Raw genomic sequence first — 26,734 nt, 5'->3', positions numbered from 1 at the left:
TCATCGACGGTCTCCTGCCAGTTCGGCAGCAATCTCTACCGTTCTGGCGGCGCCGTCAAACCGGAAGCGGTCGGTGGCGCGCGGCGCCTCGGCCATCACGCCTTTCACCGCCTGTACCAGCGCGCTTGGCGTCAGATCGGCGGTCTTCAGCACCGCGATACCGCTTAGCGGCGCCAGGCTCTCGGCGCGCAGGGATTGTTCCACTTCCTTGCCCGCATCAAAGGGCACAAGAACGGCGGGGCTACCCGCCTGCAGCAGGTCCAGCGCGGTGTTGTAGCCGCACATGCTGACCGAGGCGGCGGCGTGGCACAGCATCTGACGGAAATCGGGGCGGGCTGCTTCGATGATGGCGCGGGAGCCTTTGGCAGTGAACCGCGCGATCCGTTCTGCCGCGTCGCTGCCGCCGACCAAAAGCCGCCACGTGATATCGGGCGACTGCTGCGCGGCCTCCAGCGCGGTGTCATATAGGGCATCGCCAACGCTGCCGCCGCCGGCGCTGACCAGCACCTCACCCGTGCCTGCCTGTTCGGGGTGCGGTAGGGCGGCTGGAGGCGCCACGTAACCGGTATAGCGCAGCTTGCCCGCCAGCATCTCCGAGACCGGCCAGCTGATATCCAGCCGGGTGGCGGCGGGGTCGGAATGCACCAGCACTGCATCGTAGAACTCCGCGATCACCGCGTCTGCCTCTACCGCCTTTTTGGGCTTGGAGGGCGGCGCCAGAATATCGCGGATCGAGGCCAGCACTACGGGCCGGTGCGGCAGGGCGTGGGCGGCCTTCAGCAGTGACAGAAACTCTCCCTTCAGGCTGCGGCGGCCAAAGGGGTAAAGCTCGGTGATCAGCACATCGGGCTGCATTTCGCGCAGGGTTTCGCACAAAGTGCGTTGCCGGGCGTCGTGATAGGCGTCATCCGCCACGGTGCCCTCGGCTGTCAGAAGCCGAGTGAAATCCACCCCGTCCGAGCGCAGCGGAGGCAGTTGCACCAGATCCAGCCCCGCAAGGCTCAGCTGCGGTGCCGGAAATCCACCCGAGGCCACGCGGACCTGATGGCCTGCCGCCGCAAAGGCCCGGCCCAGCGTCAGCGCCCGTGACAGATGGCCGGTGCCCAGTAGATGGGTGACTGCGATCAGGACCCTCATTGCGGCTCTTTCGGGATCAGGCGGATGGGATCCGGCTGCGGGCGCAGGGCGTCGCCGTCGATCTCCACCACGAAGAGGCGGTTGCGTTTGATCCGGAAGGGCGCCGGACCGTCGAAGTCCCAGCCATAAGCGCGCGCCAGGATCATCCGCATGATCCCGATATGGCAGACCGCGACCGTGTCCCGGGTGAGGCGTTGCAGCCAGGGCGCGATACGTTCCCAGACCTCGGCCGGGGTCTCGCCGCCGGGGGGGCGATAGTCCCAGCCCCAGTGCTCGATATCGCGAAAGCCGCTTTTCGGGTCGGCCTTGAGGTCGATCCCGCGCAGACCTTCCCAGTCGCCCCAGTCCATTTCAATCAGCTCGGGCGCCGTTTGGGGATCACGCCCGACCACCAGTTTCGCGGTTTCGGCGGCGCGCAGCAGCGGGCTGGACCACAGATCCGCCGCATCCCAGGGCGCGGGCAATGCCTGCGCGGTCAGCTCGCTGCGGGCGGTATCATCCAGCGCAATATCGCTGCGGCCCTGAATGCGGCCCGCGCGGTTCCAGTCGGTATGTCCATGGCGCAAAAGGGCAAGACGGATCATGGATGGGCCTCCATCAGCGGGGCCACGGCGGCCCAGAAACGGGCGCTTGCGGCGGGGGCAAGGTGAGTTGTGGCAATCATCTGGCGCGCCTCGGCGCTGCGGCGGGCGCGCAGGTCAGGATCGGTCAGCAGGGTGCTGATCTGCTCTGCCAGCGCCTTTGATCCCTCTTCCGGTGCCGGGTATGCGGCAGCGGTGAGCACGTCGCGCATGCCGGGGCGATCCTGCGCCACCACGGGCAGGCCGTGCGCCTGCGCCTCTAAGTATGCCATGCCAAAGGCCTCGTTGACGCCGGGCCAGAGAAACAGGCTGGCGCGCCGATAGGCGGCCGTCAGGCCGTCGCGATCCAGCTGTCCCAGAAACTGCACACGGTCGCCAAAGGGCGCCATCATCGCCTCGACCTCGGCCCGGGCGGGGCCATCGCCTGCGATCTCAAGCTGCCAGTCGCCCTCAAGATGGCTGAGCGTTTCCGCAATGATGCGATACGAGGACAGCTTGTCCCCGGCGCGCATCATGCCGACGCTGAGCATGGGACCGTCCAGCGTCGATGGCTCCGGCAGCGCGCCTTGCGGCAGGAAGGGCGGCAGGTGCACCAGCGCTTGGCTGCCAAAGCGCTCGCGCTCCAGCGTGATCAGGTCGTTGGCAGTGAAATAGAAGATGGTATCGGCCGCATCGGCAGCGTCATGGGCGGCCTTGGCAAACCCGGCCCAGGGGCCCGTCAGGCGACTGGTGGCGCGGGTGCTTTCGATCTGCACATAGGGAATGGAACGGGCGCGGGCCACGGCAGGCCCGATCAGGTCCGGCGCCTTGTAGTAGTTGTGGTAGGTCACCCAGAAATCCACGGGCGGCATCTCGTCCAGCAGGCGACGAACCTCTTGCCGGGCGGCCTCTTGCAGGTCGTTCTGCCGCTGCGCATCGCCTGTCTTGTCATAGATGCGCAGCTCGCTGACCAGATCGACGCGGGCGCCGCCTGTCGCAATCACATCCATCAGGTTGCGGGCCACTTCGCGGTCGCCCGAGGGCACCGGGCTGCGCGGCGATTTCATCGGCGCATAAAAGGCGATGTGTTTGCCGCTGCCGCTGGTCATGCGCCATTCAGCATGGCGTTGAGCCGTTCGGAAAGGCGGGCAATGCCCGGATCCATGCCAAAGTCACGGCGCAGGCGCTGGAGCGCGGCTTCGGCCATGGCGGCGGTCTTCTCTGGATCCTCGGCCATCTTGCAGATGGCGGCTGCCAGCGCTGCGGGGGCATCATCGCTGAGCAGACCATGGGTGCCGCTGTCGATGAATTCGGGGATGGCAGAGACCGGCGTCGACAGGATCGGCAGCCGCTGCGAGGCGGCTTCCATCAGTACGTTCGGCAGACCGTCGCGGTCGCCATCTGCGGCAACGCGGCTGGGCAGGACGAAGATATCGCTCTGGCACATCGCCTCGATTACCTCGGGCTGGTCGCAGGCACCGCGCCAGGTGATGCGATCGGCAACGCCCGCATCCTCGGCCATGCCTTGCAACAGATCCCCCAGACCGCCACCGCCGATATGGGTCCAGTGCCAGTTCAGGTCCTTTGGCAGCAGCGCCAGCGCGTCGATCAGCCGGTCAAAGCCCTTCTTTTCCACCAGCCGACCAACGGACATCAGGTGCAGTGGATCGCTGGCCTTGCGCCAGATGCGGTCAGGCGGGGCGGGAAACCGGCTGAGGTCCAGACCGTGATAGATCAGGTCGATGCGCGCCGGATCGTCCGACATATCGCGCAGGTGCTGGGCGCCAAAGGCAGTGCAGGTGGCGCCGAAGGTAGCGCCGTGATTGGCGCTGGACAGTTTTTCGCGGATCTCCCAGTCGGGCGAGGTCCAGATGTCCTTGGCATGGGCGGAAAAGCTCCACGGCAGGCCACGCATGATCGCCGCATAGCGCGCCACCGAGGACGGTGTGTGCAGGAAATGGGCATAAAGCCCCAGAACCGCGTCCGGCATTTCGGCGGCCAGCACGCAGGCCTGGCCAAAGCGGCGGATGCGGTTGCGGCTGGGGTCGCGGCGCAGGTCGGCGCGCCAGATCCGCCGGGCCTCGGCGTAGCCCGGCAGCTTTCGCGCCGTCTCGCGGGCGCGCCAGACGCGCTCCGGCTCCTGATAGAGGTATTCGGGAAGGTAGTTCACCTGCGCCTGCAAGCGGTCGTGCAGCGGGTGGCGTTTGACATCGGTGGGATGGCGCAGGGACCAGATTTCGAAACTGTGGCCCGCGGCCTCCAACGCGACAAGCTCCTGCGCGATAAAGGTCTCGGACAGGCGCGGCCAGCCCTTGACCAGCACCGCAAGCGGTGGCCGGTTTGTGGTCATTCGGTTGCCTTTCGCGGCGCGTCCTGCAGCAGGGCGCTCACCCGGTGGGTGACGTAATCGAGCCCGTCGAGGAACCCTTCGCCAAAAGCGGCAGAGGGGGGTTTTTGATCCTTCAACGCATCTATCGCGCGGATCATCGCCTCGGGGGTCCAGCCATCGCGGTCTTCGTCCAGCATGGAAACAAGGCCCAGTTCCTCGGCGCGGCTGGCGCGGATCCACTGTTCCAGACGCGGCGTGGTACGGGGCACGATTACCGCAGGTTTGTCAAAGGACAGGACCTCGCAGAAGGTGTTGTAGCCGCCCATGCAAACCACGCCGCAGGCGCCTGCAAACAGCGTTTCGATCCGGCTTTCGAAACCAACGCTGGTGACGCGGCCATCCAGCGCGGCAACGCGGGCCTCAAACGCCTCGCGGGTTTCTCCGGACAGGAAGGGGCCATAGACCAGCACGGCACGCGGGCTGAGGTTTGGATCCCGTTCATAGGCCGAAAGCACCAGATCCACCATCATCGCCCCGTCGCCACCACCGCCGGGGGTGATCAGGATATAGGGCTGTTCGGGCGGCTCACCGATCTGGCCCAGATCGCGGCGCAGATAGCCGGTCCAGTGCATGCGGGAGCGGGTTTCGGGCGACAGATCCAGCCCCTGCGTGGGGTCATAGACCGAGCTGAGGCCATAGACCCAGATTTCGTCGTAAAACTGTTCGGTCACCGGAACCGCGTTCTTGCGTTCCCATTCGGCAGCCAGCACCTCGGGTTCGTCCAGAACATCGCGCAGGCCCAGCACCAGCTTGCAATGGCCGCGGCTGCGCAGGCATTCCAGCGCGGGCATCAGCTCGCCGCGGAAACCGGTTGGCTCCTTGTCGACGATCAGCACGTCGGGATCGTATTGCTGCGCCATGGAGCGGATCAGCCCGGCGCGCATCTCGGTGGTTTCCTCGATGCTCATTCCCATGGTGCGCGAAGCATAGCTGCCGTCGGAGCGTTTGATCACCCCGGGCAGGCGCATGTGATCGACCCGGCTGGGAAAGGCAAACCGTCCGGCAACCGGTGAACCGGTCAGGATCAGCGCTGACGCAGAAGGATCGGCGGCGGTAATCGCCCCGGCAAGCGCCCGCGATCTGCGCAGGTGGCCCAGCCCGAAGGTGTCATGACTGTAGAGCATGACCCGGGGGCTGTGGGCGCCGTTTTCCCTGTCGGCGGTGGAGCTTGTCTGATCTTTCATAGGGTCGCCTGAACAGGTGTATTATCAGGGTGGTGCAATAGGCAGGCGCCGAAATCAAGGGCGATCGGCCTTTGCAGTCCCGATTGCGCAACAAATGGCAGCTAAAGCCCCGCGCGTCACGGCGATGTGCCAAAATCGTTCCGCTGTTGTTGCAGTAGGGCAATTGCGCCGACTGGGGGCGCTGGCTAGTCTGGTTTGAACTGTCCTGAGGATTTCAGACCATGAACTTCATTCCCATCCGGCGGCTTCTCCCGGGGTTATTTGCCCTGTTTCTTCTGTGTGCGCTGGTCATCGGGACTGCGGGCACAGGACATGCGCAGACGGCGGCTGACAACGGCGAGGATCCGATCGCCCGGGCCATCGAGCTGGCTGCCGAAAGCGGCGTTGATGTGATCATCGTCGACAGCGGCGGCGCCCGCGCGCAGGACGGGGCTGCGGAACAGGCCATCAGCGAACACGATGCCAAGATGGAAGGTGCATCGATGCTGATGAAAGCCCAGTCGGAGATGGATATCTTCCGGGCCGAATTGCGCAGTCGTTTGGAGGCGCTGCCCTATTCCATCTTTGAGATGAAATACATCCTGCGCCAGACCAGCCCCGATGGCCGGATCGCCACCTATGCGGAAATCCTGTTCTGGAGCCTCCTGTTCCTGTTTCTGGGGCGCTGGGTCACCGTTGAGCTCTACGGCAAGAGATTTGCGCTGCACCACGTGGTGGCCCGCACCAAGGAAAAGCCCGAAGGCTATCGCGAGAAAATGCCGTTTTTGTTCTTTCGCTTCCTGCTGGGCGTCGGGGGAACGATCTTTTCGATGGGGATCGCTCTGCTGGGATCCTATCTTGTGCTGGGTTCCTCAGGCAATTCGTCGGTGCGGCTGACGGTGCTGGCGATCTATACCGCCTTTTTCCTCTCCCGGACCATATCGGACCTGTGGCGCATGGTGCTGTCGCCCTACCTTAGCCAATACCGGATACCGGCATTTTCCGACCGGGATGCCAAACGGCTTTATATCTGGGCTTCGGTGCTGGCGACCTATGATATTTCGACCCTCGTCTTTGCCGCCTGGGTCGGGGATTTCGGGCTGACTTACAACGTCTATGCCATCGTCTATGGCGGGTTGGCGCTTTTGGGGATTGTCGGCAATCTGGCGCTTGTCGCCTTTAACGCGGGAGCCATCAGCCGTGCCATCCGCGCGGGCCGCGATGCTGAGGAATGCTCCTGGCTGGTGCGGCTGCTGTCGGTGGCCTGGGCGCCTGTGGTCGTGGCCTATATCGTCTTTGGCTGGCTTCAGCTGGCCTTTGATCTGGTGCTGGAGCGGGAGATGTCGATCCCGCTGATGGCGGGCACCTATATGGTGCTGACCTCGATCCTGGTGGTCTATGGGATCATCAACTACGGGATCGAAGTCTATGCCGACAGGCGGCGTCTTCCCGCGCAAATGGTTCAGCCAGAGGACAGCGATGCGCAAGATGCCGATGGCCCTGACGGGGAAACCGTAGAGGCAGATGAGGCGGCCGCCGCTTCGATGCGAAAGCGCCACCCGATTGCCACCTATGAGGATCTGGCGCGCAGGGTTGCCGGGGTTCTGGCCTTTGTCGGTGGGGCGCTGGCGTTGATCTATGTGTGGAACCCGGACATCGACTGGACTGACAATTCGGCCATCGACCGGATCTTTGACATCGTGGTGATCCTGTTCCTCGGCTATATCATCTACAGCGTCTCGCGGATCTGGATCGACAGCAAGATCGACGAGGAAGTGGGCGATATGCCCGAAAGCGAGCTGGGCGATGAAGGTGGCGCAGGCGGCGCCAGTCGGCTTGCCACGCTGCTGCCGCTGTTCCGGGGCGCCATTCTGGCGGTGGTCGTGGTGTCGATTGCTCTGATCCTGCTGATGCAACTGGGGATCAATGTCAGTCCGCTGTTCGCCGGTGCAGGCGTTGTCGGTCTGGCGGTGGGCTTTGGCTCACAGACGCTGGTGCGGGATATCTTTTCCGGCGCCTTCTTTCTGGTCGATGATGCCTTTCGCAAGGGTGAGTATATCGACATCGGCGACGTGAAAGGCACGGTCGAGAAGATCTCGGTCCGGTCCTTCCAGTTGCGCCACCATCTGGGCGCGCTGCACACCATTCCCTTTGGCGAAATCCGGGTGCTGACCAACTATTCCCGCGACTGGGTGATGATGAAACTGCCCTTGCGGGTGACCTATGACACCGATGTGGAAAAGGTCCGCAAGCTGATCAAGAAACTGGGGCAGGAGCTGTTGGACGATCCGGTCATTGGCGACAATTTCATCCAGCCGCTGAAATCCCAGGGCGTCATCGAGATGCAGGATTCGGCGATGATCATCCGGGTGAAATTCATGACCAAACCGGGCGATCAGTGGCTGGTGCGCAAGAAGGTCTACGAGGAAATCCGCCAGCTGTTCGCACGTGAAGGCATCAAGTTCGCTCATCGCGAGGTCACGGTGCGCCTTGCGGAGGATCAGAACGAGAACCTGACCCCGCAGCAAAAGGAGGCGGCGGCGGGGGCAGTGCAGGCGGCGATTGATGCCGATCTTCTGGACGCCGATGAGGGCAGGGGCGGCGACGACCGATAGGTCTGTGCTGCATAAATTCTGAAATTCCCGGTGCGTGAGAACGGGGCGCTCCCGCCCCCGCGCCTGAGCGCCTCTGCGCTCCGCCTGGGGTTGGGCCGGGCACCGTGCAGGGGCACGGCGCGGGTGGTCTGCCGTTCTTGAGGGAGATGCCAGATGGCTAAGGGTCAGCTGGTCCAGACGGGCTCGGAAGAGCCGCATTTGTCTGCGGGTAGGTCCCAGCGCATGCCGGTCTCTCCCAGCGCAAGCGGCGGTTTCTGGCGCAGACCCGGTCCCCATCCGGAATGTTCGCGGGAAGGTGCATAATCCTGCGCCTCGGCCTGGGTGATGGAGGGGCCACCCTGCGATGGGCGCAGGCTGGCAAGCAGCTCGGCGGTGCGGGCCAGGGACAGCCGTGCCTGCGGGGTTTTACCGGTCTCGGTGGCCCGGCTGAGGGCGGAAATCACCGCCGCAGCCAGAAGATAGCCAGTGGCGTGATCCAGTGCTTGCACCGGCAGCGGGGTCGGTTTCTCTGCGCCTGCCCAGATCCGGCCTGCATCGGCGATGCCCGCGCTCATCTGCACAAGACTGTCAAAGCCGCGGCGGCGCACCCAGGGGCCGGTCCAGCCATAGGCGTTGAGCGTTGCCTCAATCCGGTTTGGGGCGATCCGGTCGCGGGTTGCCTGATCGTAACCAAGACCTGCAAGGGCGCCGGGGCGGTAGCCGTGGACCAGCACATCGGCTTTGGCCAACAGCGCCTCGAAACGGCGCCGGTCCGGGTCCTTGCGCAGATCGAGCATGGCCATACGCTTGCCCAGCGAAATATCCGGTATCACCCCCGGCTCATCCCAGCCGGGCGGGTCGATCCGCAGCACCTCGGCGCCAAATCCGGCCAGCGTCCGGGTGGCAATCGGCCCGGCCAGGACCCGGGTCAGATCCAGCACCTTCAGTCCGGCCAGCGGCCGTGCCTCACTTGCTTCAGGACGCGCACGCGGAGAGACGTCGCGGGGGGCGGTCCATTGTACCAACGGTTCCGAGCCGACTGCCTGTCCCTGCGGGTGCGACAGCCACAGCTCGCGGCTGCGCATGGTGGCCGACACGCCTCCAGCAGCGACGATCTCGCGCTCCAGCAGGTCGCCGTCCCATTTGCTGACGGCCGTGCGCACCGCCTCGGGCGTGCCTTCGCAGCCGAGCACCTGAAGCGCGGCGGCGCGGTGATGGGGCAGGTTGGTGTGCAGGCGGATCCAGCCATCGGCGCAGGGATAGTCCCCGGCAATCGGATCCCAAAGCGATGGCATCTCCCAGCCTGCGGGGCGAAAACTATAGCCGAACCACAGCGCCGCCAAACGCTGATCCACGGTGACTTCGGGCGCGCGGGGCGCAAGACCTGCCACCTTCATGTAGCGGGCCAGTTCCACCCCGACGGCAGCAATAGAGGCAGTGGCCAGCCCGGTCACCGCAAAGGCACTGGGCCTGTGCCCGCTGCCGGTGATGGCATAGCTTGCGGGATCGGGAAGGGCGGCAAGCAGGGTCATTGTTGATAGGGGTCCAGACTGTCGCGCAAGCCGTCACCAAGGAAGTTGAAGGCCAGCACTACCACCACGATGGGCAGCATGGGAATGGCGGTCCACCAGTAGATCTCGATATTGGCGAGGTTCTGCGCATCGTTCAGCATCACGCCCCAACTGACCGCAGGCGCGCGCAGGCCCAGGCCCAGAAAGGAAAGCGCGGTTTCGCCCAGGATCATCGCCGGGATCGACAGGGTTGCCGAGGCGATGAGGTGGCTCATGAAATTCGGCAGGAGATGCTTGCGGATCACCCGGCCCGAAGTGGCGCCCATCATTTCGGCGGCGCGCACGTATTCCTCTTCGCGCAAGGACAGGAACTTGGCCCGCACCGAGCGCGCAAGGCCGGGCCAGTCCAATATGCCAAGGATCACCGAGATGATGAAGAAGACCGCCACCGGAGACCAGTTCGAGGGCACGGCTGCTGAGAGCGCAAGCCACAGAGGCAGCTCCGGCAGGCTGCGCAGGATCTCGATCACCCGGTTGATCACCCAGTCGATCCGGCCACCGAAATAGCCCGCAACAGAGCCGAAAAAGATGCCTAGAACGAAGGAGACTGTGATCCCGATCAGACCGACGGTCAGCGACAGCTGCGCGCCATAAAGGATGCGGCTGAAGACATCGCGGCCCAGCCGGTCCGAGCCCCAGAGAAACAGCGGCACATCGGCGCCGGGCGCGCAGACCAGATGGGTGTCGGCCGGGATCAGCCCGGCGATATCGTAGGAGCTGCCTTCGCAGAAGAATTTCAGCCGCAGCGGGTTGTCCAGATCCGGTTTGAACTCCCACTGGAAGGTTTCCAGATTGGCCTCAGAGGTCATCGGGTAGATGAAGGGGCCGAGGAACTCGCCCTCGTGGAAGAGATTGATCTCCTGCGGCGGTGCATAGAGATGCTCGCTGTGACGTTCGTTCGGGCCATAGGGCGCGACAAAGCCGACAAAGGGCAGCATCAGATAGCAGAACAGCAGGAAGGCACCGGAGATCAGGCCCAGCCGGTGCGTCTTGAACTTGCGCCAGATCAGCACCCAGTTCGGAGCATCCAGATCCTTGCGCTCCAGCTCGCGCAGGGACTGTTCGGCGTCATAGGGGGCATCGTCGACATAACGACCGTCGGGCAGCTTGCTCATGCGTCGCGTCCCTCATAGCGGATGCGGGGATCCAGAAGGACCAGCAGCACGTCCGAAATCATCGTGCCGATCAGGGTCAGCAGCGCGACGAACATCAGGATGAAGGCCGACAGGAACATGTCCTGCGACTTCAGCGCCTGCAGCAGGTCCGGCCCGATGGTTTGCAGTCCCAGCACCACCGAAACCAGAACCGATCCTGACACCATCGAGGGCAACAGGTTGCCGATGTCTGCGACAAAGGGATTGAAGGCCACCCGCAGCGGATATTTCGCCAGCATCCGCGATGGCGCCATGCCCTTGGCAATCGCGGTTTCCACATAGGGTTTGCCCAGCTCGTCCAGCATATTGGCCCGCAGCCGTTGCATCATCGCCGAAGCGCCCGAGGTGCCGATCACGAAGGTCGGCACGATCAGGTGGATGAGGATCGATTTCACCTTGTCCCAGCTCATCGGCTCACCTTCGTAGATGGGGTCCATCAGCCCGCCGATGGGCAGGTCGAACCAGCGATGGCCGTAGTAGAACAGGATCAGCGCGAGAAGGAAGTTCGGCGTCGCCAGACCGAGGTATCCGACAAAAGCCGAGGTGTAATCCACCCAGGTGCGCGAGCGCGCCGCCGCCAGAACCCCCAGCGGCAGGGCCACCATATAGACAAAGAGAACCGCCGCGAGGTTGACCAGAACCGTCAGCCACAGGCTGTCGCCGACGATCTCGGCCACCGGGCGGTCGAATTCAAAGGACCAGCCGAAATTGCCCTGAATGAGGCCTGAGAAGCCGTGCGGGCCTGGCATGAAGCCAGCCCAGATGAAATACTGCTGCCACATGGGCTTATCGAGCGCGTATTCCGTGCGCAGGAACTCTGCCTTGGCAACGCCTGCGGTCTGACCGCTGGCACGCAACTCAGCGATCTGGTTGGACAGGTAATCACCGGGCGGCAGGTTGATGATCACGAAGATCAGCACCGACACCACCCAGAGCGTCAGCAGCATGGTGCCGAAGCGGTATATGGCGTAGCGCAGGATTTCCATCAGCCCTGACCATCCTCGAAGAAGAACTCATCCATGCGGTGGACGCCAAAATGAGCGCCGGGGTCCCAGGCCCAGATGCCGCGTTCTGGCACGTTGCGCAGGCGGTTTGATACCACCACGGGCTGCGGCGCCTCGGCCACAAGGCCAATGCCGTAGACCTGCTCGGAATGGATTTTCAGCATTTCTTTCCAGGCGGCGACCCGCTCCGCTTCGGTGGTGGCGATCCGCCAGTCATGTGCCAGCTCCATCAGGCGCTGAGCGGGTTCCATATCGGGCGCTTCGCCGACCTCTCCGCCGGTCTGGTAATATTGCCCCCATTTCGGCCAGGCCAGAAAGACCTGATCGGTTGGCGCCAGATAGGCGGGCGAGGTATAGGGCTGCGGCAGGCCGTTGTCCCAGCCGTACCAGACTGAGGCCGCAGTGGTGCCTGAGAACACCCGGTTGCGCAGGATGTCGCGATCGAGCGGACGCATCACCAGCTTGACCCCCACGTCGCGCCAATCATCGGTGATGATCTGCAGGGCGTTTTCGACCTCCTGCCGCTCTCCGGCGGTTTCCACGATCAGCTCCATCGGGCGTCCGTCGGGCAGTTGGCGGATGCCATAGCCATCCTTTTCGGTCAGCCCGACCTCATCCAGCAGCTGATTGGCCAGATCGGGATCGAACTGCGCCCAGGCTTCGCGCAGGGCGGGATCGAAGAAGGGGCTTTTTTCCAGCACGGTCATGGCGCCGGGCTTGGCCAGTTTGAAATAGAGCGATTTGTTGATGGCGGCGCGGTTGATGGCGACCGACAGGGCGCGGCGCACCCGGACATCGCGCAGCAGTTTGCGCCAGACAGGATCGTTTACGTTGAGGTTCGGATAGATCGCGATCTGCGAGGCGGTGCCGGTGCCCCAGAGGAAGGTCCTGTAGTTGCCGCCGTCGGCTTCGCCCTTGCGCAGGATCGGAATGTCGCGGAACCCGAGGCCGCGCGCCTGAAGGTCTGCCTCTCCGGCGTTGGCTTTGGCAGCCACCAACCCGCCCGAGACGATCTCCATCTCTACCGTGTCGATATAGGGCAGCTGCACGCCCTTGGCGTCGATCCGGTGGTAATAGGGGTTGCGCACGAACAGGTGGCGGATCTTCTTGCCCGCTGTGGCATTCATCCACGGCTGCAGGGTGGGCAGCTCGTGATTGTCGAACTTGTACATGTTGTCGTATTTGTTGTGCAGCGCCGCCCAGCTTTTGACGCGGGCGTAATCCACTTCCTCGGCCAGTTTGGCCGGGTCGGCGTAATCGGCGTGGAACTGCTTCAGATAGGCCGAGGGCCGGTAGATGAAGGGCGGGCGCGCCTGCGCCAGATGGTGCAGGAAGCTCGGGTTCGGGTTCTGCCATTCAAAGATGACGGTGGTTTCATCCGGGAATGTGACCTCGGGCAGCTCTCCCTCGGCGCGGAGAAATTCCGGCGGCCCGGCGGGGCTGAGCAGCGGGTTGTTGGCAATGTCCTTCCACCAGTATTCGAAATCGGCCGAGGTGAACGGGGATCCATCCGACCAACGGTGCCCGGGGCGCAGATGCAAGGTAAAGCGCTTGTTGTCCTCTTCTTCATAGCCCAGCAGGATGTCCGATTGCAGTTTGTAATCGGCATCATAACCGACCAGCCGCGCATAGCCGTAGACGACCATCTGGCGGATGTCTTTTGACCGGGTCACCATGGTGTTGAGCGCACCGCCCTGCACGCCAAAGGCGCGGCCCTTGGCCTCCAGATTGACCACAAGCGGCGCATCCGGCAGGCGTTCTGCCGCCTTGGGCAGGTTGCCAGAGGCGACCTCCTGTTCCCAGAAGGCGCTTTCCTGCGGGGTGGGCAGCGTGCCTGCCAGCGCGGCAAGCGGCGTCAGCAGTGCGGCCACCGCGATGGCAAGTATGGGTTTCAGGGCAGTTCGTTTTGTCACGGTTTTCGGGGCGTTAAACATGGCAACGTACCTTATGTCCGGGTTCCAGGATGACCAGAGGCGGGGCCTCGGCTCCTGTGAATCTGAAATGTTCGGGCCAGCTGTCCGGCGCGCCGGCGCCTTGCGACACCAGATCCAGATTGATCGGGCGGTCGATATCGGGTTCCGGCTGCGCTGCGATCAGCGCCTTGGTGTAGGGGTGCTGCGGGTTGTGGAACAACGTCTGCGGTGGAGCCTGCTCGACGATCAGCCCGCGCCGCATCACCGCGACCTCATCGGCGATCCGCGCCACCACCGCCAGATCGTGGCTGATAAAGAGATAGGACAGCCCCTGCTGTTCCTGAATGTTTTCTAACAGCCGTAGGATCTGTTCCTGCACCGACACATCCAGAGCCGAGGTCGGCTCGTCGCAGACGATCAGCGAGGGGTCGAGCATCAGCGCACGGGCAATCGACAGGCGCTGGCGCTGGCCGCCGGAAAAGGCATGCGGATAGCGTTGCAGCATCTCGGGGCCAAGGCCGACGGTCTTCAGCATCTTTGCTGCCTTGTCGCGGCGGTCGGCGGGGGTGCCGATACCGTGGATCTCCAGCGGCTCGGTCATGGTGTCCGCGATGCGCATGCGCGGGCTGAGCGAGGAATAGGGATCCTGAAACACCATCTGCGCCTCGCGCTGAAACGCGGTACGGGCGGCGCGGTCCATCTGGTGAACCTTGACGATCTCACCATCCGGATCGGGGCGGAACAGAACCTCGCCGCCGGGATCCGGCGGTTCGGCGCCAAGCGCGATGCGGGCGGCGGTGGTCTTGCCAGAGCCGCTTTCGCCGACGATGGCCAGCGTCTTGCCGCGTGGCAGTTTCAGATCGACGCCGCGACAGGCGTGTATAAGAGTGGGGGCAGCCCAGCCCTTTCCGGCGCGCAGGGTGTAGGTCTTGGACACCGATTTCAGCTCAAGGATCAGATCTTCCTTAGGCTCTGGCGGCACAGCCTGCGTGGCGGCAGGGATCTTGGGCGCGGCGTTGATCAGCGCCCGGGTGTAGGCATGCGCGGGTGCCGAAAGGATCGGTGCAGCAGGACCAGCTTCCATCACCCGGCCCTTGTGCATGACCACCACCTCTTCGGCCATATTGGCAACGACGCCCAGATCGTGGGTCACAAGGATCATCGCCATGCCTGTGTCGCGCTGCAATTCCTTCATCAGGCCCAGAACCTGTGCCTGCGTTGTCACATCCAGCGCCGTGGTCGGCTCATCCGCGATCAGAAGATCGGGTTTTGCCACCATCGCCATGGCAATCATCGCCCGCTGGCGCATGCCCCCGGACAGCTCAAAGGGGTACGAGTCATAGGTGCGTTGCGGCTCGGGAAAACCGACCCGTTCGAAACACTCCAGAACTTCCTTGCGGGCGGCGGCTTCGCTTTTGCCTTCGTGCAGCCATAAAACTTCGGAGACCTGGTTGCCGATCCGGTGCAACGGCGACAGGGAGCGCATCGGCTCCTGAAAGATCATCGCGATCCGGTTGCCGCGCACATCCCGCATGCGCCGTTCGCCAAGGCGGCTCAGCTCCAGCGGCGCGTCGCCGCCGTGGAGGGTGATGCGGCCAGAACGGATCTGGGCGGCACGTGGCAGAATGCGCAGCACGGCGCGGCAGGTGATCGTCTTGCCGGAACCACTTTCCCCGACCAGCGCCAAGGTGCCGCCGGGGGCAACGTCAAAACTAACATCGCGCACGACAGCTTCATCCCGGCCAAAGCCGATGCTGAGGCCCTCGACTGACAACAGCGGCGCCATTCAGTTCAACCCGTCTGAGGTCCGGTGATGTCTCTTCATGATCTTCCCGTTTCCCTGTTTTTTCCCCCACCATCGCGCGGCCTACGGGCACTAGTCAAACCCCATTCGCAGATAGCAGCCCCAGATGCGGGAAATATGACGCGCCGGTGGGGTCTTTACGCAATTGTGAAGGCGCTCGAGCCGTTTTCGCTATTCGCTACACATTTGCGTAAAAGTCTGACACATCTGCACGGGATTGGCCGCCGCGCGGCCATGGCGTGCAAGGAGACCGTAACATGATCACCCGTCTGGACCTTTTTATCGATCGCATGGTGTCCCAGCGTGCCTGTCTGGATTACGCCATTGCCGAAACCGCTGGTATGAGCGGCCCGGTCTTTGAGCTGGGGCTTGGGAACGGGCGCACCTACCACCACATGAAGCACAATATCACCGGCCGGGATATCTATGTCTTCGAACGCGCTGTTGCCTCGCATCCTGACAGCACCCCGCCCGAGGATCTGACGATCCTTGGCGATGTGCGTGAAACGCTACCGGCAGCCGTGGAACGGTTCGGTGCGACCGCCAGTCTGATCCACGCGGATCTGGGCGGTCACAACCGCGCCAAGAACGATGCCTTTGCCCGGCTGGTGTCGCCGCTCATCGAACCGTTGCTGGCGGTGGGCGGCATGATGGTGTCCTCGGACCGGATGTATTTTGACAGCTTGCGCGAAATGCCCCTGCCGCCGGACGCGGTCGAGGGGCGCTGCTTCATCTACCGCCGCGACGCCTGATCCGCGCGACGCTCCGTCATGCTGGCCTCACGTGCTGCCCTGCCCCTAGGCTGGCGGTAACAGAGGGAGGCTGCCATGATTTTCTACGATTGCTCCACCGCGCCGAACCCGCGTCGGGCGCGGATGTTTCTTGCGGAGAAGGGGCTGAGCCCTGAAACCCATGACATTTCCATCGCCAAGGGAGAGCAGCTGGACGCGGCCTTTCTGGCGGTGAACCCGCGCGCGACGATCCCGGTTCTGGTCACCGATACGGGCACTGTCCTGACCGAAAACCTTGGCATTGCCGCCTATCTGGAGGCGGCGCATCCGGAACCGCCGTTGATGGGACGCAACGCCGATGAAAAAGGGCTGGTGCTGATGTGGAACTCCATCGTGGAACAGCAGGGCGGCGCCCCCGTGGCCGAGGCGCTGCGCAACACCCACCCGGCGTTTGAAAACCGCGCCATTCCGGGCCCTGATCACTATGCCCAGATCCCTGAGCTGGCCGAACGCGGACAGGCGCGGACTGCGCGGTTCTTTGATCTCTTGGAAGAGCGCCTGCAGGACAGCCCCTTCCTTGCCACTGATCATTTCACGCTGGCGGATATTTCGGCCTTCGTCTTTGTCGACTTTGCTCGCGTGATCAAGATGCGCGTGCCCGAAGCCAACACGGCCACGCTGGCCTGGCAAGAAGCCATTCGGGAGCGTCCAAGTTCGCAGTTGTAGGCCGGGAGGGCAGAGGAGGAGGTCTCGCGCAGCGATGGCACGTCCTGACAGCCCGAGTTGGGAGCCACTATCAGGATTTAATCAGGCGCTACTTGCGCTCAATTCGCGCTTGAAAGGCGTCAAATTCCGTTTCGGCGACGCGATAGCTTTGCTTGGTCATTTTCGGTGCTGCAAGCGCCTCATAAAATCGTTGTGCGCCACCGTTGGTGCCGTCTGTGGCCCAGTCAAAACGGGTGCAGCCCTCGCGACGTGCCACATCGATGAGGGCGGATAACAATGCTTTTCCAACACCCTTTCGTCGAACGGTCGGAGAAACAAACAGCTCTTTCATGACCAGTGATATGCCCGGGCCGGCCGGGAAGCTTAGTCCCCATGTGGCGAACCCGACGGGCTGGGTGCCATCAAAGGCCAGATGGCACGCCATGTGCCTTTCGGCGCGGAGCAGTGAAAGCACCCGCTCTTCTTGATCATGGGTGGCAGGGGCAATCTGGTAATACGCGAGGCAGGCCCGGTGAAGAGTGCGGAATGCCTCTGCATCTTCTGCCCTGAACGCTCGGACTGTCACGCTCATTGGTTTTTCTCCAAGGCAATCGGGCGGGTAGTCTCGTTTCCCTTGCGGTGGCAGATGGCATGACCGCGGATGTTCTCGCAGCATCGCACTGTGCAGGCATTGCTCATTTCATGTCACCTTCGAAACCGTCTCAGCGTGAAGGCTCGCATACATAATGTGGGTGCTCAATGACCGTTCGTTCGCGGGCGGTGCGGGCCTGCGCGATGGACTGACACGATTTCGAGAGTCCAGGTGCCCTGGCCTTAAACTGAGACAAATGTCGCAACACCGTCAAATGCGGTGGACAAGGCGCGGTGGGCGCCGCAGGATGTTTGGTGCCCTGATTGGCGCACGTCACGAGGTGTTCTGTCCATGCCCCCCAAACCGATCCTGCACCGGGATGATCCCACCGCCGAACCCCTGACCGGCAACGTTAAGGTTACCCGGGCCGACTGGCTGAATGTGGCGATGGATGTGCTGATCAGCCACGGGGTTGAGCAGGTCAAGGTGCTGGCCCTGGCCGAGCGCATGGGCGTGTCGCGCTCCTCCTTCTACTGGTATTTCAAATCGCGGCAGGATCTGCTGGATGCGCTGTTGCAGACGTGGGAGCAGACCAATACCGCCGCGATGGTTGCCCAGACCGAAGCCCCTGCCGCCGCGATCACGGGCGCGGTGCTGAACGTCTTTCACTGTATTGCCAACCCGGATCTGTTCAATACCGCGCTCGACTTCGCGGTGCGGGACTGGGCGCGGCGCTCGGGCAAGGTGCGCAGCCTGCTAGACCGTTCCGATGCACGGCGGGTGAAAGCGCTCAGCGACATGTTCTCCCGCTATGGCTATCCGGAGCTGGAGGCAAAGACCCGGGCCAAGGTTCTTTATTACATGCAGCTTGGCTATGACATGGCGGAGCCGAACGAGAGCCATAAGGAACGGTTGCAGATGACGCCCCATTACCTGCGGGTCTTCACAGGCAAAGAACCCCTGCCGGAGGAGCTGGAAGAATTCGCCGTCTACACGGAAAGATACTGGGACGTCTGAGACGACCGGGTCTGGCGACCATCGCCTAGGCGGGGCTGGGCACAGGCGGCTGACAAATCTCCCAAAACCGGAAAAGAGAGGTCAGCAGCGTCTTCAGCTCGGCCGCACCTTGGGGCTTGATGAAATATCCGCTGACATTGTGCTTATAAGCCTCGGCAATGTCCGCGTGATTGTCTGATGTGGTGAACATGAAGACGATCTGATCTGCCGTGTCCGGGTTGGCGCGCAGGGCGCTCAGAAAATCATGGCCGTTCATGCGCGGCATATTGATATCCAGCAGGATAAGGAACGGGCTTTGGATTGATATCCCCGGGGCTGTGCCCGCCAGGATATCCAGTGCTTCGACGCCGTCACGCGCCCGCACGACGGTTGCCGGAAGATCAAGCCGTTTCAAAGTACGTTCCAGGATCATCGCATCCAGGTCGCTGTCTTCGACCAGAAGGATGTTCATTTCAGTTGGCATACAGGCAGGCCCTTTCCGAACCGTCTGGTGTGCGTGTCCCGGCACTGCTTGGCCGGTTTCCCAAGGCGCGTTGCGTCCTTATCGGAACGAAGTCACCCATCGTTCGAAAATTATGCATTTCTGTGGCTACTTTTACAATTGCCAATCCGGCACTGGCCGCAATCGGTCGCACTGTGCAGCCCGATGGGAGAGGCGTTTTCAATCCGGGACAGCGGAAAGCGGTGCTGGATAAGCAAGAGTTTTGGATCAAAAAAGGGCGCGCTGCGCAGAGGCAAGCGCGCCCTTGATCGGGAGAGACGGTGCTCAGAGCTGGCCGAGCTGTTGGTCGACCTCCTTGCGCACCTTGGCGGCGGCCTCCATGCGGACTGGGCCATAGCCCCGGATCTCCATCGGTGCTGCCAGGATGTCGGCGCAGGTGTCGTGCCGGTCCGCGCCATAGGCACGTGCGACCTTGGTCATCGCCGCCTCGTACCAGTCCAGAAGGTCGCGGTGCAGGCGGGCCTCGGCGTGATAGCCAAAGGGGTTGAACGCGCTGCCACGCAGGCCCTTGGCCTTGGCCATCACCGACAAGGCCGGGCGTAGCCAGGCGCCAAAGGCGCTTTTCTTCGGGCGGCCCCGGCTGTCCTTGCCGCGCGCCAGCAGCGGCGGTGCAAGGTGGTATTTGACTGAATAGTTGCCGTCGAATTCCGCCGCGATCTGCTCCTTGAAACTGTCTGCGGTCAGCAGGCGGGCGACTTCGAATTCATCCTTATAGGCCATCAGCTTGAACAGCGACTTTGCCGCGCGCGTCACCAGATCGTCCTGCACGTCCGCAGGCAGGGAACTGCGCAGCCGGTCCAGCGTGTTGCGGTAGCGCTCTGCATAGGCAGCATCCTGATACTCGGTCAGGAAGGCGGCGCGGCGGTCGATCATCTGCTGCAACGTTTCCCCTTCCTCGGGGGTTTCGTCGTAGAACTGGCTGACAAGCGCGGGATCCACCGCCATGGCGCGCCCGATGGCAAAGGCGAGGTGGTTCTTGTCGATGGCCACGCCGTTGAGTTCGATCGCTTGGCTGAGGGCCGCACCGCTGACCGGCACCAGCCCCTTTTGCCAGGCAAAGCCCAGCATCATCACATTGGCCAGAACTGCATCGCCCAAGAGCGCCTCTGCCGCCTCGTTGGCGTTGAAGCCCGAAAGGTTCTCGGCCCCGACCACCGCTTCGATCTCCTTTTCGCGCAGACCGGTCATCAGGTCGGCATCGCGGCGCAGCACCAGATCGCCGGTGGGCATTTCGGCGCGGTTCAGCACCACCTTGGTGCCCGCGCGATAATGGGCCGAGGCCTTGGGGGCGGAGGACACCACCACATCGCAGCCAATGACCGCATCTGCGGCGGCCTGATCGATACGCACCTGGTTCAGCGTTTCGGGCGCGTTCGACAGGCGGATATAGCTGAGGACGGTGCCGAATTTCTGCGCAAAGCCGGTGAAGTCCAGCACGCTCGATCCCTTGCCCTCAAGGTGCGCGGCCATGGTGATCAGCGCGCCGACGGTGACAACGCCTGTGCCGCCCACCCCGGTGACGAGCAGATCGAACGGCTCGGCGAGGGAGGGAAGGTCCGGGGCGGGCAGGCGGGCCGTCAGCTGGTCTGCATCCAGACCGGCTGGCTGCTTCTTGCGCCGCTCACCACCCTCAACGGTGACAAAGCTGGGGCAAAAGCCGTTGAGGCAGGAGAAGTCCTTGTTGCAGGAGGAGAGGTTGATCTTGCGCTTGCGTCCAAAGGGCGTCTCTTTCGGCTCCACGCTGAGACAGTTGGATGCCACCGAACAATCGCCGCAGCCTTCGCAGACCAGATCGTTGATGAAGGCGAATTTCTTGGGGTCTTCCATCTTGCCGCGCTTGCGGCGGCGGCGTTTCTCGGTGGCGCAGGTTTGTTCATAGATCAGCACGGTGACGCCGGGGATTTCACGCAGTTCACGCTGTACCGCGTCCATTTCTTCCCGATCGTGGAACGATGTGCCTGCCGGAAAATCGGCGCGGCTGAACTTACCGATGTCGTCGGACACCAGTGCGATCCGGTCCACCCCTTCGGCGCGGCAGGTCTGGGCGATGCCCGAAACGCTGACCGGCCCGTCCACCGGCTGACCACCGGTCATGGCGACCGCATCGTTATAGAGGATCTTGTAGGTGATATTGGTTTTCGCCGCGACCGCCTGCCGGATCGCAAGGCTGCCCGAGTGATACCAGGTGCCCTCGCCCAGGTTCTGGAACACGTGCTTGTTCCCGTTGAACTGCGAGGCAACGGCCCAGGGCACACCTTCGCCGCCCATCTGAGCATAGCCTGCGGTTTCGCGGTCCATCCAGCTGGCCATGACGTGGCAGCCGATGCCGGAGAATGCCTTGGAGGCCTCGGGCAGCTTGGTCGAGGTGTTGTGCGGGCAGCCCGAGCAGAAATAGGGCGTGCGGGTGGCGCCGGGCACATTGATCAGCTTTGGTGGCTCAGCCGTCAGTGCGGCGGCCTTGGCGGGCAGGTTCTCTTCGGGGAAGAAGGCATCAAGCCGCGCGGCCACGATGGGTGCCAATTGCAGCGGGCTGAGTTCCCCGGTCCATGGGATCAGCGGCTCGCCCGCGCTGTCGTATTTGCCGACCATTTTCTTGGGCTTGTCGCCCGGCCAGTCGTAGAAATATTCCTTGAACTGGCTTTCGATGATGCCGCGTTTTTCCTCGACGACCAGCACCTCTTCTTTGCCGTTCACAAAGCGCAGCGCCTCGGGGCGGGCCAGCGGCCAGACCATGCCGACCTTGTAGATGTCGATGCCCAGACGGCGGCAGGCGGCCTCGTCCAGACCCAGAAGGCGGAGCGCCTCCATCAGGTCGAGATGCCCCTTGCCGGTGGTCACGAAACCGAACTGCGCATCCTCGACGTCATAGATGCGGCGGTCGATCGGGTTGGCCTCAGCAAAGGCGCGCACCGCCTTGATCTTGGCCTGGATCCGGGTTTCGATCTCGGGCGAGGGCAGATCGGCGCGGCGGATGTGCAGCCCGCCGGGGTAGGGCGGCAGCTCGGGCAGAACAAATTCACGGTCCGGCTGCAATTCCACGGACCGCGCGCTTTCGACGGTTTCCGACACGGCCTTGAAGCCGACCCAGGTGCCGGAATAGCGCGACAGGGCAAAGCCGTATTCGCCAAATGTCAGGAATTCGGAGACATCCGCCGGGTTCAGAACCGGCATGAACCAGGCCATGAAGGCCACGTCCGACTGGTGCGGCATCGAGGAGCTGACGCAGCCGTGGTCGTCGCCCGCAACCACCAGCACGCCGCCCTTTTTGGACGATCCATAGGCGTTGCCATGCTTCAGTGCATCGCCAGAACGGTCGACGCCCGGCCCCTTGCCGTACCACATGGAAAAGACGCCCTCGACCTCGCAATGGGGATCCAGAACCGCCTGCTGCGCGCCCAGAACGGCGGTGGCGCCCAGATCCTCGTTCACGGCGGGCATGAACTTGACCTTGGCCTCTTCCATCCGCTTGCGCGAGCGCCAGAACTCCAGATCCACCGCCCCCAACGGCGAGCCGCGATAGCCCGACACGAAACCGGCGGTGTTCATCCCGGCGTTCTGATCGCGGCGGGACTGGTCCAGCATGATCCGCGCCAACGCCTGCGTGCCGGTGAGGAACACGCGGCCCTTGGTCATCTCGTAACGGTCATCGAGCTGGTAGCTGCGGAAGTCGTGGCTCAGCTTGGTCATCGGGGAGTCCTCGCGCGGATAGTCTGTGATCGCGAAAGGATAATCCATTTAGGGCGGAAAATTTTGCCGCATCTACTGGCGTTTTGGCAATTTGTGGATAAATTAACCGGTGTTGATCGCTATTTTGAACTGGATAACCGTTACAATGAAGCTGGACGACCGCGACCGCCGTATATTGACCCTGTTGCAGGAGGATTCGCGTATTTCCAATGCGGATCTGGCCGAGACGGTAGGCATGTCTCCTTCTGCCCTGTGGCGGCGGGTGCGCGCGCTGGAAGAGGCCGGTGTGATCGAACGCTATGGCGCGGTGGTGAATGCGGCGGCCATGGGGCTTGGCTTTCACGCCATGGTGCATGTGCAGCTGACACGGCATGATCCGGAAAAGCTGAAGGAATTCATCCGCGCGGTTGAGAACAATTCGCTGGTGCAGGAGTGTTTTGCGACCACCGGCCAGTCGGATTATCACCTGCGGGTTCTGGCGCCGGATCTGGAGGCCTATAACCGGTTTCTGGAAGAGTTCCTGTTCCGCCTGCCTGCGGTGGCCAGCGCCCAGACCAACGTGGTCCTGCGCACGATCAAGCGGGACAGACCGGTTGTCCCTTAAGCGGGTTGTGCCCTAGGTCGCGTATTTCAGCCAGGCGGCGGCCATGGCGATATAGGTCAGCTGGTGCAGCGCCTGATCGGTACCGGCAGCGCGCCAGAAAGCCGCCTGTTGCGGCGTCAGTTGCTTGCTGTCGGAATAGCGCGCCTTGCAGTAGTCGATGTTGAAATGCACGATCCATTCCAGCACGCAGGTGATCAGGATGAACAGGACGGGCGCGCCCATCAGCACGAAGACCAGAATGGAACCCAGCGTGTGAACTCCGGCATGCTGCGCACGACCGCTGTGCAGGTATTCGCCGCGGCCCGACAGCATCTTTGGTGTCTGCAGAAAGAAATCTGCGAACATATGTTTGACCTGCATCAGGCAGAGCAGCAGCAATAATGTTCCGGTATGCTCCGGCAAAACAGTCCCCTGTCATCTATACTGTCCGGGAACCTTACGTTTTTTTGCCGCCATGGCAAATGCTGCGTGCCCTTGTGCCGCGACGACAGGCCAAAACGGGCTTTGGTGCAGTTGCCATTGCCTGTCACAGGTAAACCGCGCTAGGCATATGCTGTACCGAATTTCAGACGCCTATCCGGAGCTGTCTCATAGAACGTTCTTTGTTCCGTTTTATCTGGAAGTATTCCAAACGTGATCAGCTCGTGCTTCTGGTGGTCACGGCCTGCCTGTTTCCGCTTTTGTACCTGACGCTGGAACTGCCCAAGCGTATTATCAACGATGCCATTGGTGCCGAGACCGACACGATTGCGGTGTTGGGGTATTCCTTCGATAAGCTGACTTTCCTGTGGCTCCTTTGTGTGGCGTTTCTGGTGTCGGTGCTGATGCACGGTCTGCTGAAAATGCGCATCAACACCATGAAGGGGGTTCTGGCCGAACGGATGCTGCGCCGGTTCCGCTATCAGCTGATCGCCCGCGTTTTGCGGTTCCCACAGCCCTATTTCGAACGGGTTAGCCAGGGCGAACTGGTGTCGATGGTGACATCGGAATCCGAGCCGATGGGCGGTCTGATGGGCGATGCCGTCAGCCAGCCGGTGTTGCAGGCCGGGCAGATGCTGACCATCCTCTATTTCCTGTTTGTGCAAAGCTTCTGGTTCGGTCTGGCCGCCGTGGCACTGATCCCGCTTCAGGGCTGGTTGATCCCGATGCTGCAGCGGCGCATCAACCTTCTGAACAAGGAGCGCATCAAAGAGGTGCGGGCGCTGGCCTCGGAAATCGGCGAAAGCGCAGCAGGTGCCGCCACGCTGCGCATCAATGGCGGCTGGCGCTACCGGATGGCGGTGATCACCGACCGGCTGGGGCGGCTTTATGATATCCGTTTCGATATCTACCAGAAAAAATTCTTCATGAAGTTCCTCAACAACTTCATCACCCAGCTGACGCCATTCTTCTTTTACGCCGTGGGTGGCTTCCTGGTGCTGCAGGGCAAGGTATCACTGGGCGCGCTGGTGGCGGCGCTGGCGGCGTACAAGGATATCGCCTCGCCCTGGAAGGAACTGCTGACCTATTACAACCAGACGCAAGACATGTCGCTGCGCTGGGAGGTGATCCTGGAACGTTTCGCGCCGCCGGGCATGGTCGATGAAGCGCTGATGACCGGCGAACCTGACGATATTCCACGCCTCAAGGGCGATATCGAGCTGAAAGACGTCAGCGTGCGCGACGCCGATGGCAATCTTGTGCTGGAAGATCTTACCGCCACGCTGCCTGCCGGGAAGGTCATCGGCATTGCCGCCCCGTCCGAGGAAGACCGCCGGGCCATGGCCGAATTGCTGACCCGTGAAGTGCTGCCTGCGGCGGGCGCCGTGACGGTCGCAACCTTTGATCTGCGCGAGGTGCATCAGGCGATCGTTGCTTCGCGCATCGGTCATGCGACCTCGCGGCCGGTTCTGTTCCGGGGCTCTTTCGGGGACAACGTCATGATGCCGATGCGGCAACGCCCGCAGGGTGAGGCCCGCGACATGTTGCAGCTGGATGCGGCGTTGAGGGCGGGCAACAGCCCCGACCCCTACGATGCGGCCTGGCTGGACCCATCGCTTGCGGGTTTTTCGACCGAGGCGGAATTGCGCGACTGGTGGGTGCAGCTGGTGTCGGGCATCGGCACCGATACCGCCCTGTTCCGGCGCGGCATGGACCAGAAATTCGACAGCAACGCGCATCCGCGCCTGACCGCCAGCCTGATCGAGCTGCGCCCCAAGGTGCAGGCGGCCATTGAAAAGGCTGGACTGGAGGCGCAAGCGCATTTCTTTGCACCAGACCGCTATAACCCTGCGCTGCCGGTGGCGGAAAACCTGCTGTATGCCACCCTGCGCGAGCCGATCACCGAAGCGGTGCTGAAACGCCACGTCAATTTTCTGGACCGGCTGCGCGAGCTGAAGCTGGACACCGACCTTGTGACGCTGACGCAGGACGTGGTGGACATGCTGCGGCAGATCTTTGGTATCGATGGTACCGGCCACCCGCTGTTCCGCAAACTGGGGCTGGAACCGTCGGCCTATGAGGCGGCGCTGGCGCTGGTGGACAAGACCCGCAGCAAGGGCGTCGATGCGCTGGACCGGGACGAGCTGGCACAGATGCTGATCGTGCCCTTCAGCATTTCGGCCGAGCAGATCGGCCCGGCCTTCAGTCAGGAAATGCAGGGCCGCATCCTGCAGTTCCGCCGTAGCCACGCGGACGAGCTGATGGAAACGCTTGAGGACATCTTTGTCCGTATCGACGACAGCAGCTTTGCCCCGGGTCTGACGGTGATGGAGAACGCCATGTTCGGCAAAATCTCCGACACTGCGGGCGCCCGAGGCGACGAGCTGCGCAAGCTGGTGTCGGACGTGCTGGTGGAAAATGGCACCCGCAACATGGTGGTCGAACTGATCTTTGATCTGCCGGTGGCGCTGGGCGGGCAGGGCCTGCCTGCCAGTTTTGCCGAACCGCTGGCCTTTGCCCGGGCGACAATCAAACGGCCCGATATCCTGATCCTGGAATCCGCGCTGGCGAGTTACGATCTGGAAACCCGCGTTTCGGTGCACAAGAACCTGCGCAAGCTGTTGCCGGAGACGACGCTGGTCTATCTCGACAGCGATTTCGAACGCTCCGAAGTCTTCGATGTTTTCTACCAGCTGCGCCAGGGGCGGCTGGTCAGCGACCAGATGCAGGAGGCCGCCGTGGCCGACAGCGCCGCCAGCCAGGATCTGGCGCGCAAACTGCGGGCGCTGGAACAATCCGAGCTTTTCTCAGGTCTCAACCGGCGCCAGCTGCGGCTGCTGGCCTTTGGCGCGCGCTGGTACGAGGCCAAGGCGGGCGATGCGGTCTTTTTGAAAGACGACGATGCCAGCGATGGTGCCTATATGATCACCGAAGGCGAAGCGGGGCTGTTCCTGCCACAGGATGGCGAAGAGGACCGGTTGATTGCCACGGTCGGCCCCGGGCGGCTGGTCGGGGAACTGGGGCTGATCCGCAAGGAGCCCCGTGCGCTCAGCATGATCGCGCAGACGGATCTGACCTGTCTGCGTATCGGCGAGGAAGAGTTCCTCGCCGTGGTGGAAAACGACGCCGCGACGGCCTTTAAGCTGTTGCAAGTGGTGGCCGGCTACGTGTCGAGCTGATCTGACGA

At 62.9% G+C, this 26,734-nt stretch carries 20 protein-coding genes; 6 read left to right on the top strand and 14 right to left on the bottom strand.

All coding sequences use genetic code 11. From position 1 onward, the window contains the following. The 5 genes from AAFO90_RS00305 to AAFO90_RS00285 are packed head-to-tail and all read right to left on the bottom strand — an operon-like array spanning position 1 to position 5,270. Complete coding sequence (locus AAFO90_RS00305) at positions 1 to 1,137, bottom strand: glycosyltransferase (RefSeq protein WP_347508111.1); 1,137 nt, start codon at positions 1,135 to 1,137, stop codon at positions 1 to 3. After that, the gene (locus tag AAFO90_RS00300; RefSeq protein ID WP_347508110.1) at positions 1,134 to 1,721 is read right to left on the bottom strand and encodes a histidine phosphatase family protein; all 588 of its coding nucleotides are present in this window, start codon (positions 1,719 to 1,721) and stop codon (positions 1,134 to 1,136) included. Before AAFO90_RS00300 ends, AAFO90_RS00305 begins: the two co-directional genes overlap by 4 nt. After that, the gene (locus AAFO90_RS00295; protein WP_347508109.1) at positions 1,718 to 2,806 is read right to left on the bottom strand and encodes a glycosyltransferase family 4 protein; all 1,089 of its coding nucleotides are present in this window, start codon (positions 2,804 to 2,806) and stop codon (positions 1,718 to 1,720) included. The genes AAFO90_RS00300 and AAFO90_RS00295 overlap by 4 nt, the downstream gene beginning before the upstream one ends. After that, positions 2,803 to 4,047, bottom strand: coding sequence for a glycosyltransferase family 4 protein (locus AAFO90_RS00290; RefSeq protein ID WP_347508108.1), 1,245 nt, complete (start codon positions 4,045 to 4,047; stop codon positions 2,803 to 2,805). Before AAFO90_RS00290 ends, AAFO90_RS00295 begins: the two co-directional genes overlap by 4 nt. After that, on the bottom strand, positions 4,044 to 5,270 hold the full coding sequence (locus tag AAFO90_RS00285) for a hypothetical protein (protein ID WP_347508107.1): 1,227 nt from the start codon (positions 5,268 to 5,270) through the stop codon (positions 4,044 to 4,046). Before AAFO90_RS00285 ends, AAFO90_RS00290 begins: the two co-directional genes overlap by 4 nt. 221 nt (positions 5,271 to 5,491) lie before the next feature. On the opposite strand from AAFO90_RS00285, the gene AAFO90_RS00280 reads away from it, so the two are divergent. Further along, on the top strand, positions 5,492 to 7,864 hold the full coding sequence (locus AAFO90_RS00280; RefSeq protein WP_347508106.1) for a mechanosensitive ion channel family protein: 2,373 nt from the start codon (positions 5,492 to 5,494) through the stop codon (positions 7,862 to 7,864). Between the two features lie 164 nt (positions 7,865 to 8,028). On the opposite strand, the gene AAFO90_RS00275 is transcribed toward AAFO90_RS00280, so the two are convergent. From AAFO90_RS00275 to AAFO90_RS00255, 5 genes are read right to left on the bottom strand one after another with little or no spacing between them, the layout of a single operon-like run. Continuing rightward, positions 8,029 to 9,375, bottom strand: a complete 1,347-nt coding sequence (locus tag AAFO90_RS00275) for a CoA transferase (protein ID WP_347508105.1) — start codon at positions 9,373 to 9,375, stop codon at positions 8,029 to 8,031. Further along, complete coding sequence (locus AAFO90_RS00270) at positions 9,372 to 10,529, bottom strand: ABC transporter permease (RefSeq protein WP_347508104.1); 1,158 nt, start codon at positions 10,527 to 10,529, stop codon at positions 9,372 to 9,374. The genes AAFO90_RS00275 and AAFO90_RS00270 overlap by 4 nt, the downstream gene beginning before the upstream one ends. After that, positions 10,526 to 11,554, bottom strand: coding sequence for an ABC transporter permease (locus tag AAFO90_RS00265; RefSeq protein WP_065272294.1), 1,029 nt, complete (start codon positions 11,552 to 11,554; stop codon positions 10,526 to 10,528). Before AAFO90_RS00265 ends, AAFO90_RS00270 begins: the two co-directional genes overlap by 4 nt. Beyond that, on the bottom strand, positions 11,554 to 13,506 hold the full coding sequence (locus tag AAFO90_RS00260; RefSeq protein ID WP_347508103.1) for an ABC transporter substrate-binding protein: 1,953 nt from the start codon (positions 13,504 to 13,506) through the stop codon (positions 11,554 to 11,556). The genes AAFO90_RS00265 and AAFO90_RS00260 overlap by 1 nt, the downstream gene beginning before the upstream one ends. Then, positions 13,499 to 15,271, bottom strand: a complete 1,773-nt coding sequence (locus AAFO90_RS00255) for an ABC transporter ATP-binding protein (RefSeq protein WP_274835369.1) — start codon at positions 15,269 to 15,271, stop codon at positions 13,499 to 13,501. The genes AAFO90_RS00260 and AAFO90_RS00255 overlap by 8 nt, the downstream gene beginning before the upstream one ends. 275 nt (positions 15,272 to 15,546) lie before the next feature. Here AAFO90_RS00255 and AAFO90_RS00250 point away from each other — a divergent pair, with 275 nt between their 5' ends. Beyond that, complete coding sequence (locus tag AAFO90_RS00250; protein WP_347508102.1) at positions 15,547 to 16,041, top strand: class I SAM-dependent methyltransferase; 495 nt, start codon at positions 15,547 to 15,549, stop codon at positions 16,039 to 16,041. 75 nt (positions 16,042 to 16,116) lie between these two features. Next, the gene (locus AAFO90_RS00245; RefSeq protein WP_347508101.1) at positions 16,117 to 16,746 is read left to right on the top strand and encodes a glutathione S-transferase; all 630 of its coding nucleotides are present in this window, start codon (positions 16,117 to 16,119) and stop codon (positions 16,744 to 16,746) included. Between the two features lie 88 nt (positions 16,747 to 16,834). Here AAFO90_RS00245 and AAFO90_RS00240 read toward each other — a convergent pair whose 3' ends face one another. Continuing rightward, positions 16,835 to 17,317, bottom strand: coding sequence for a GNAT family N-acetyltransferase (locus AAFO90_RS00240; protein WP_347508100.1), 483 nt, complete (start codon positions 17,315 to 17,317; stop codon positions 16,835 to 16,837). Between the two features lie 351 nt (positions 17,318 to 17,668). Here AAFO90_RS00240 and AAFO90_RS00235 point away from each other — a divergent pair, with 351 nt between their 5' ends. Continuing rightward, positions 17,669 to 18,334: a TetR/AcrR family transcriptional regulator gene (locus AAFO90_RS00235; protein ID WP_065272299.1), complete on the top strand. Its 666-nt coding sequence runs from the start codon at positions 17,669 to 17,671 to the stop codon at positions 18,332 to 18,334. A gap of 25 nt (positions 18,335 to 18,359) precedes the next feature. Here AAFO90_RS00235 and AAFO90_RS00230 read toward each other — a convergent pair whose 3' ends face one another. Beyond that, positions 18,360 to 18,797, bottom strand: a complete 438-nt coding sequence (locus AAFO90_RS00230; protein WP_274831559.1) for a response regulator — start codon at positions 18,795 to 18,797, stop codon at positions 18,360 to 18,362. Between the two features lie 303 nt (positions 18,798 to 19,100). Then, entirely contained in the window at positions 19,101 to 22,523 is a 3,423-nt protein-coding gene (locus AAFO90_RS00225; protein WP_347508099.1) for an indolepyruvate ferredoxin oxidoreductase family protein, read from the bottom strand. A gap of 145 nt (positions 22,524 to 22,668) precedes the next feature. Here AAFO90_RS00225 and AAFO90_RS00220 point away from each other — a divergent pair, with 145 nt between their 5' ends. After that, a complete protein-coding gene (locus AAFO90_RS00220; protein WP_274829522.1) occupies positions 22,669 to 23,127 on the top strand; it encodes an Lrp/AsnC family transcriptional regulator in 459 nt (152 codons plus the stop codon). A 12-nt stretch (positions 23,128 to 23,139) separates the two neighbouring features. On the opposite strand, the gene AAFO90_RS00215 is transcribed toward AAFO90_RS00220, so the two are convergent. Continuing rightward, positions 23,140 to 23,487: a DUF3307 domain-containing protein gene (locus tag AAFO90_RS00215; protein ID WP_274829523.1), complete on the bottom strand. Its 348-nt coding sequence runs from the start codon at positions 23,485 to 23,487 to the stop codon at positions 23,140 to 23,142. 242 nt (positions 23,488 to 23,729) lie between these two features. On the opposite strand from AAFO90_RS00215, the gene AAFO90_RS00210 reads away from it, so the two are divergent. Further along, the gene (locus tag AAFO90_RS00210; RefSeq protein ID WP_347508098.1) at positions 23,730 to 26,726 is read left to right on the top strand and encodes an ABC transporter transmembrane domain-containing protein; all 2,997 of its coding nucleotides are present in this window, start codon (positions 23,730 to 23,732) and stop codon (positions 26,724 to 26,726) included. Positions 26,727 to 26,734 lie beyond the last annotated feature (8 nt).

This window comes from Phaeobacter sp. CAU 1743 (assembly GCF_039839315.1).
In the GTDB taxonomy this organism is placed as follows: domain Bacteria; phylum Pseudomonadota; class Alphaproteobacteria; order Rhodobacterales; family Rhodobacteraceae; genus Phycobacter; species Phycobacter gallaeciensis_A.
The sequence above is the reverse complement of the archived record's forward strand: the minus strand, read 5'-3'. Positions and strand labels throughout refer to the sequence as shown.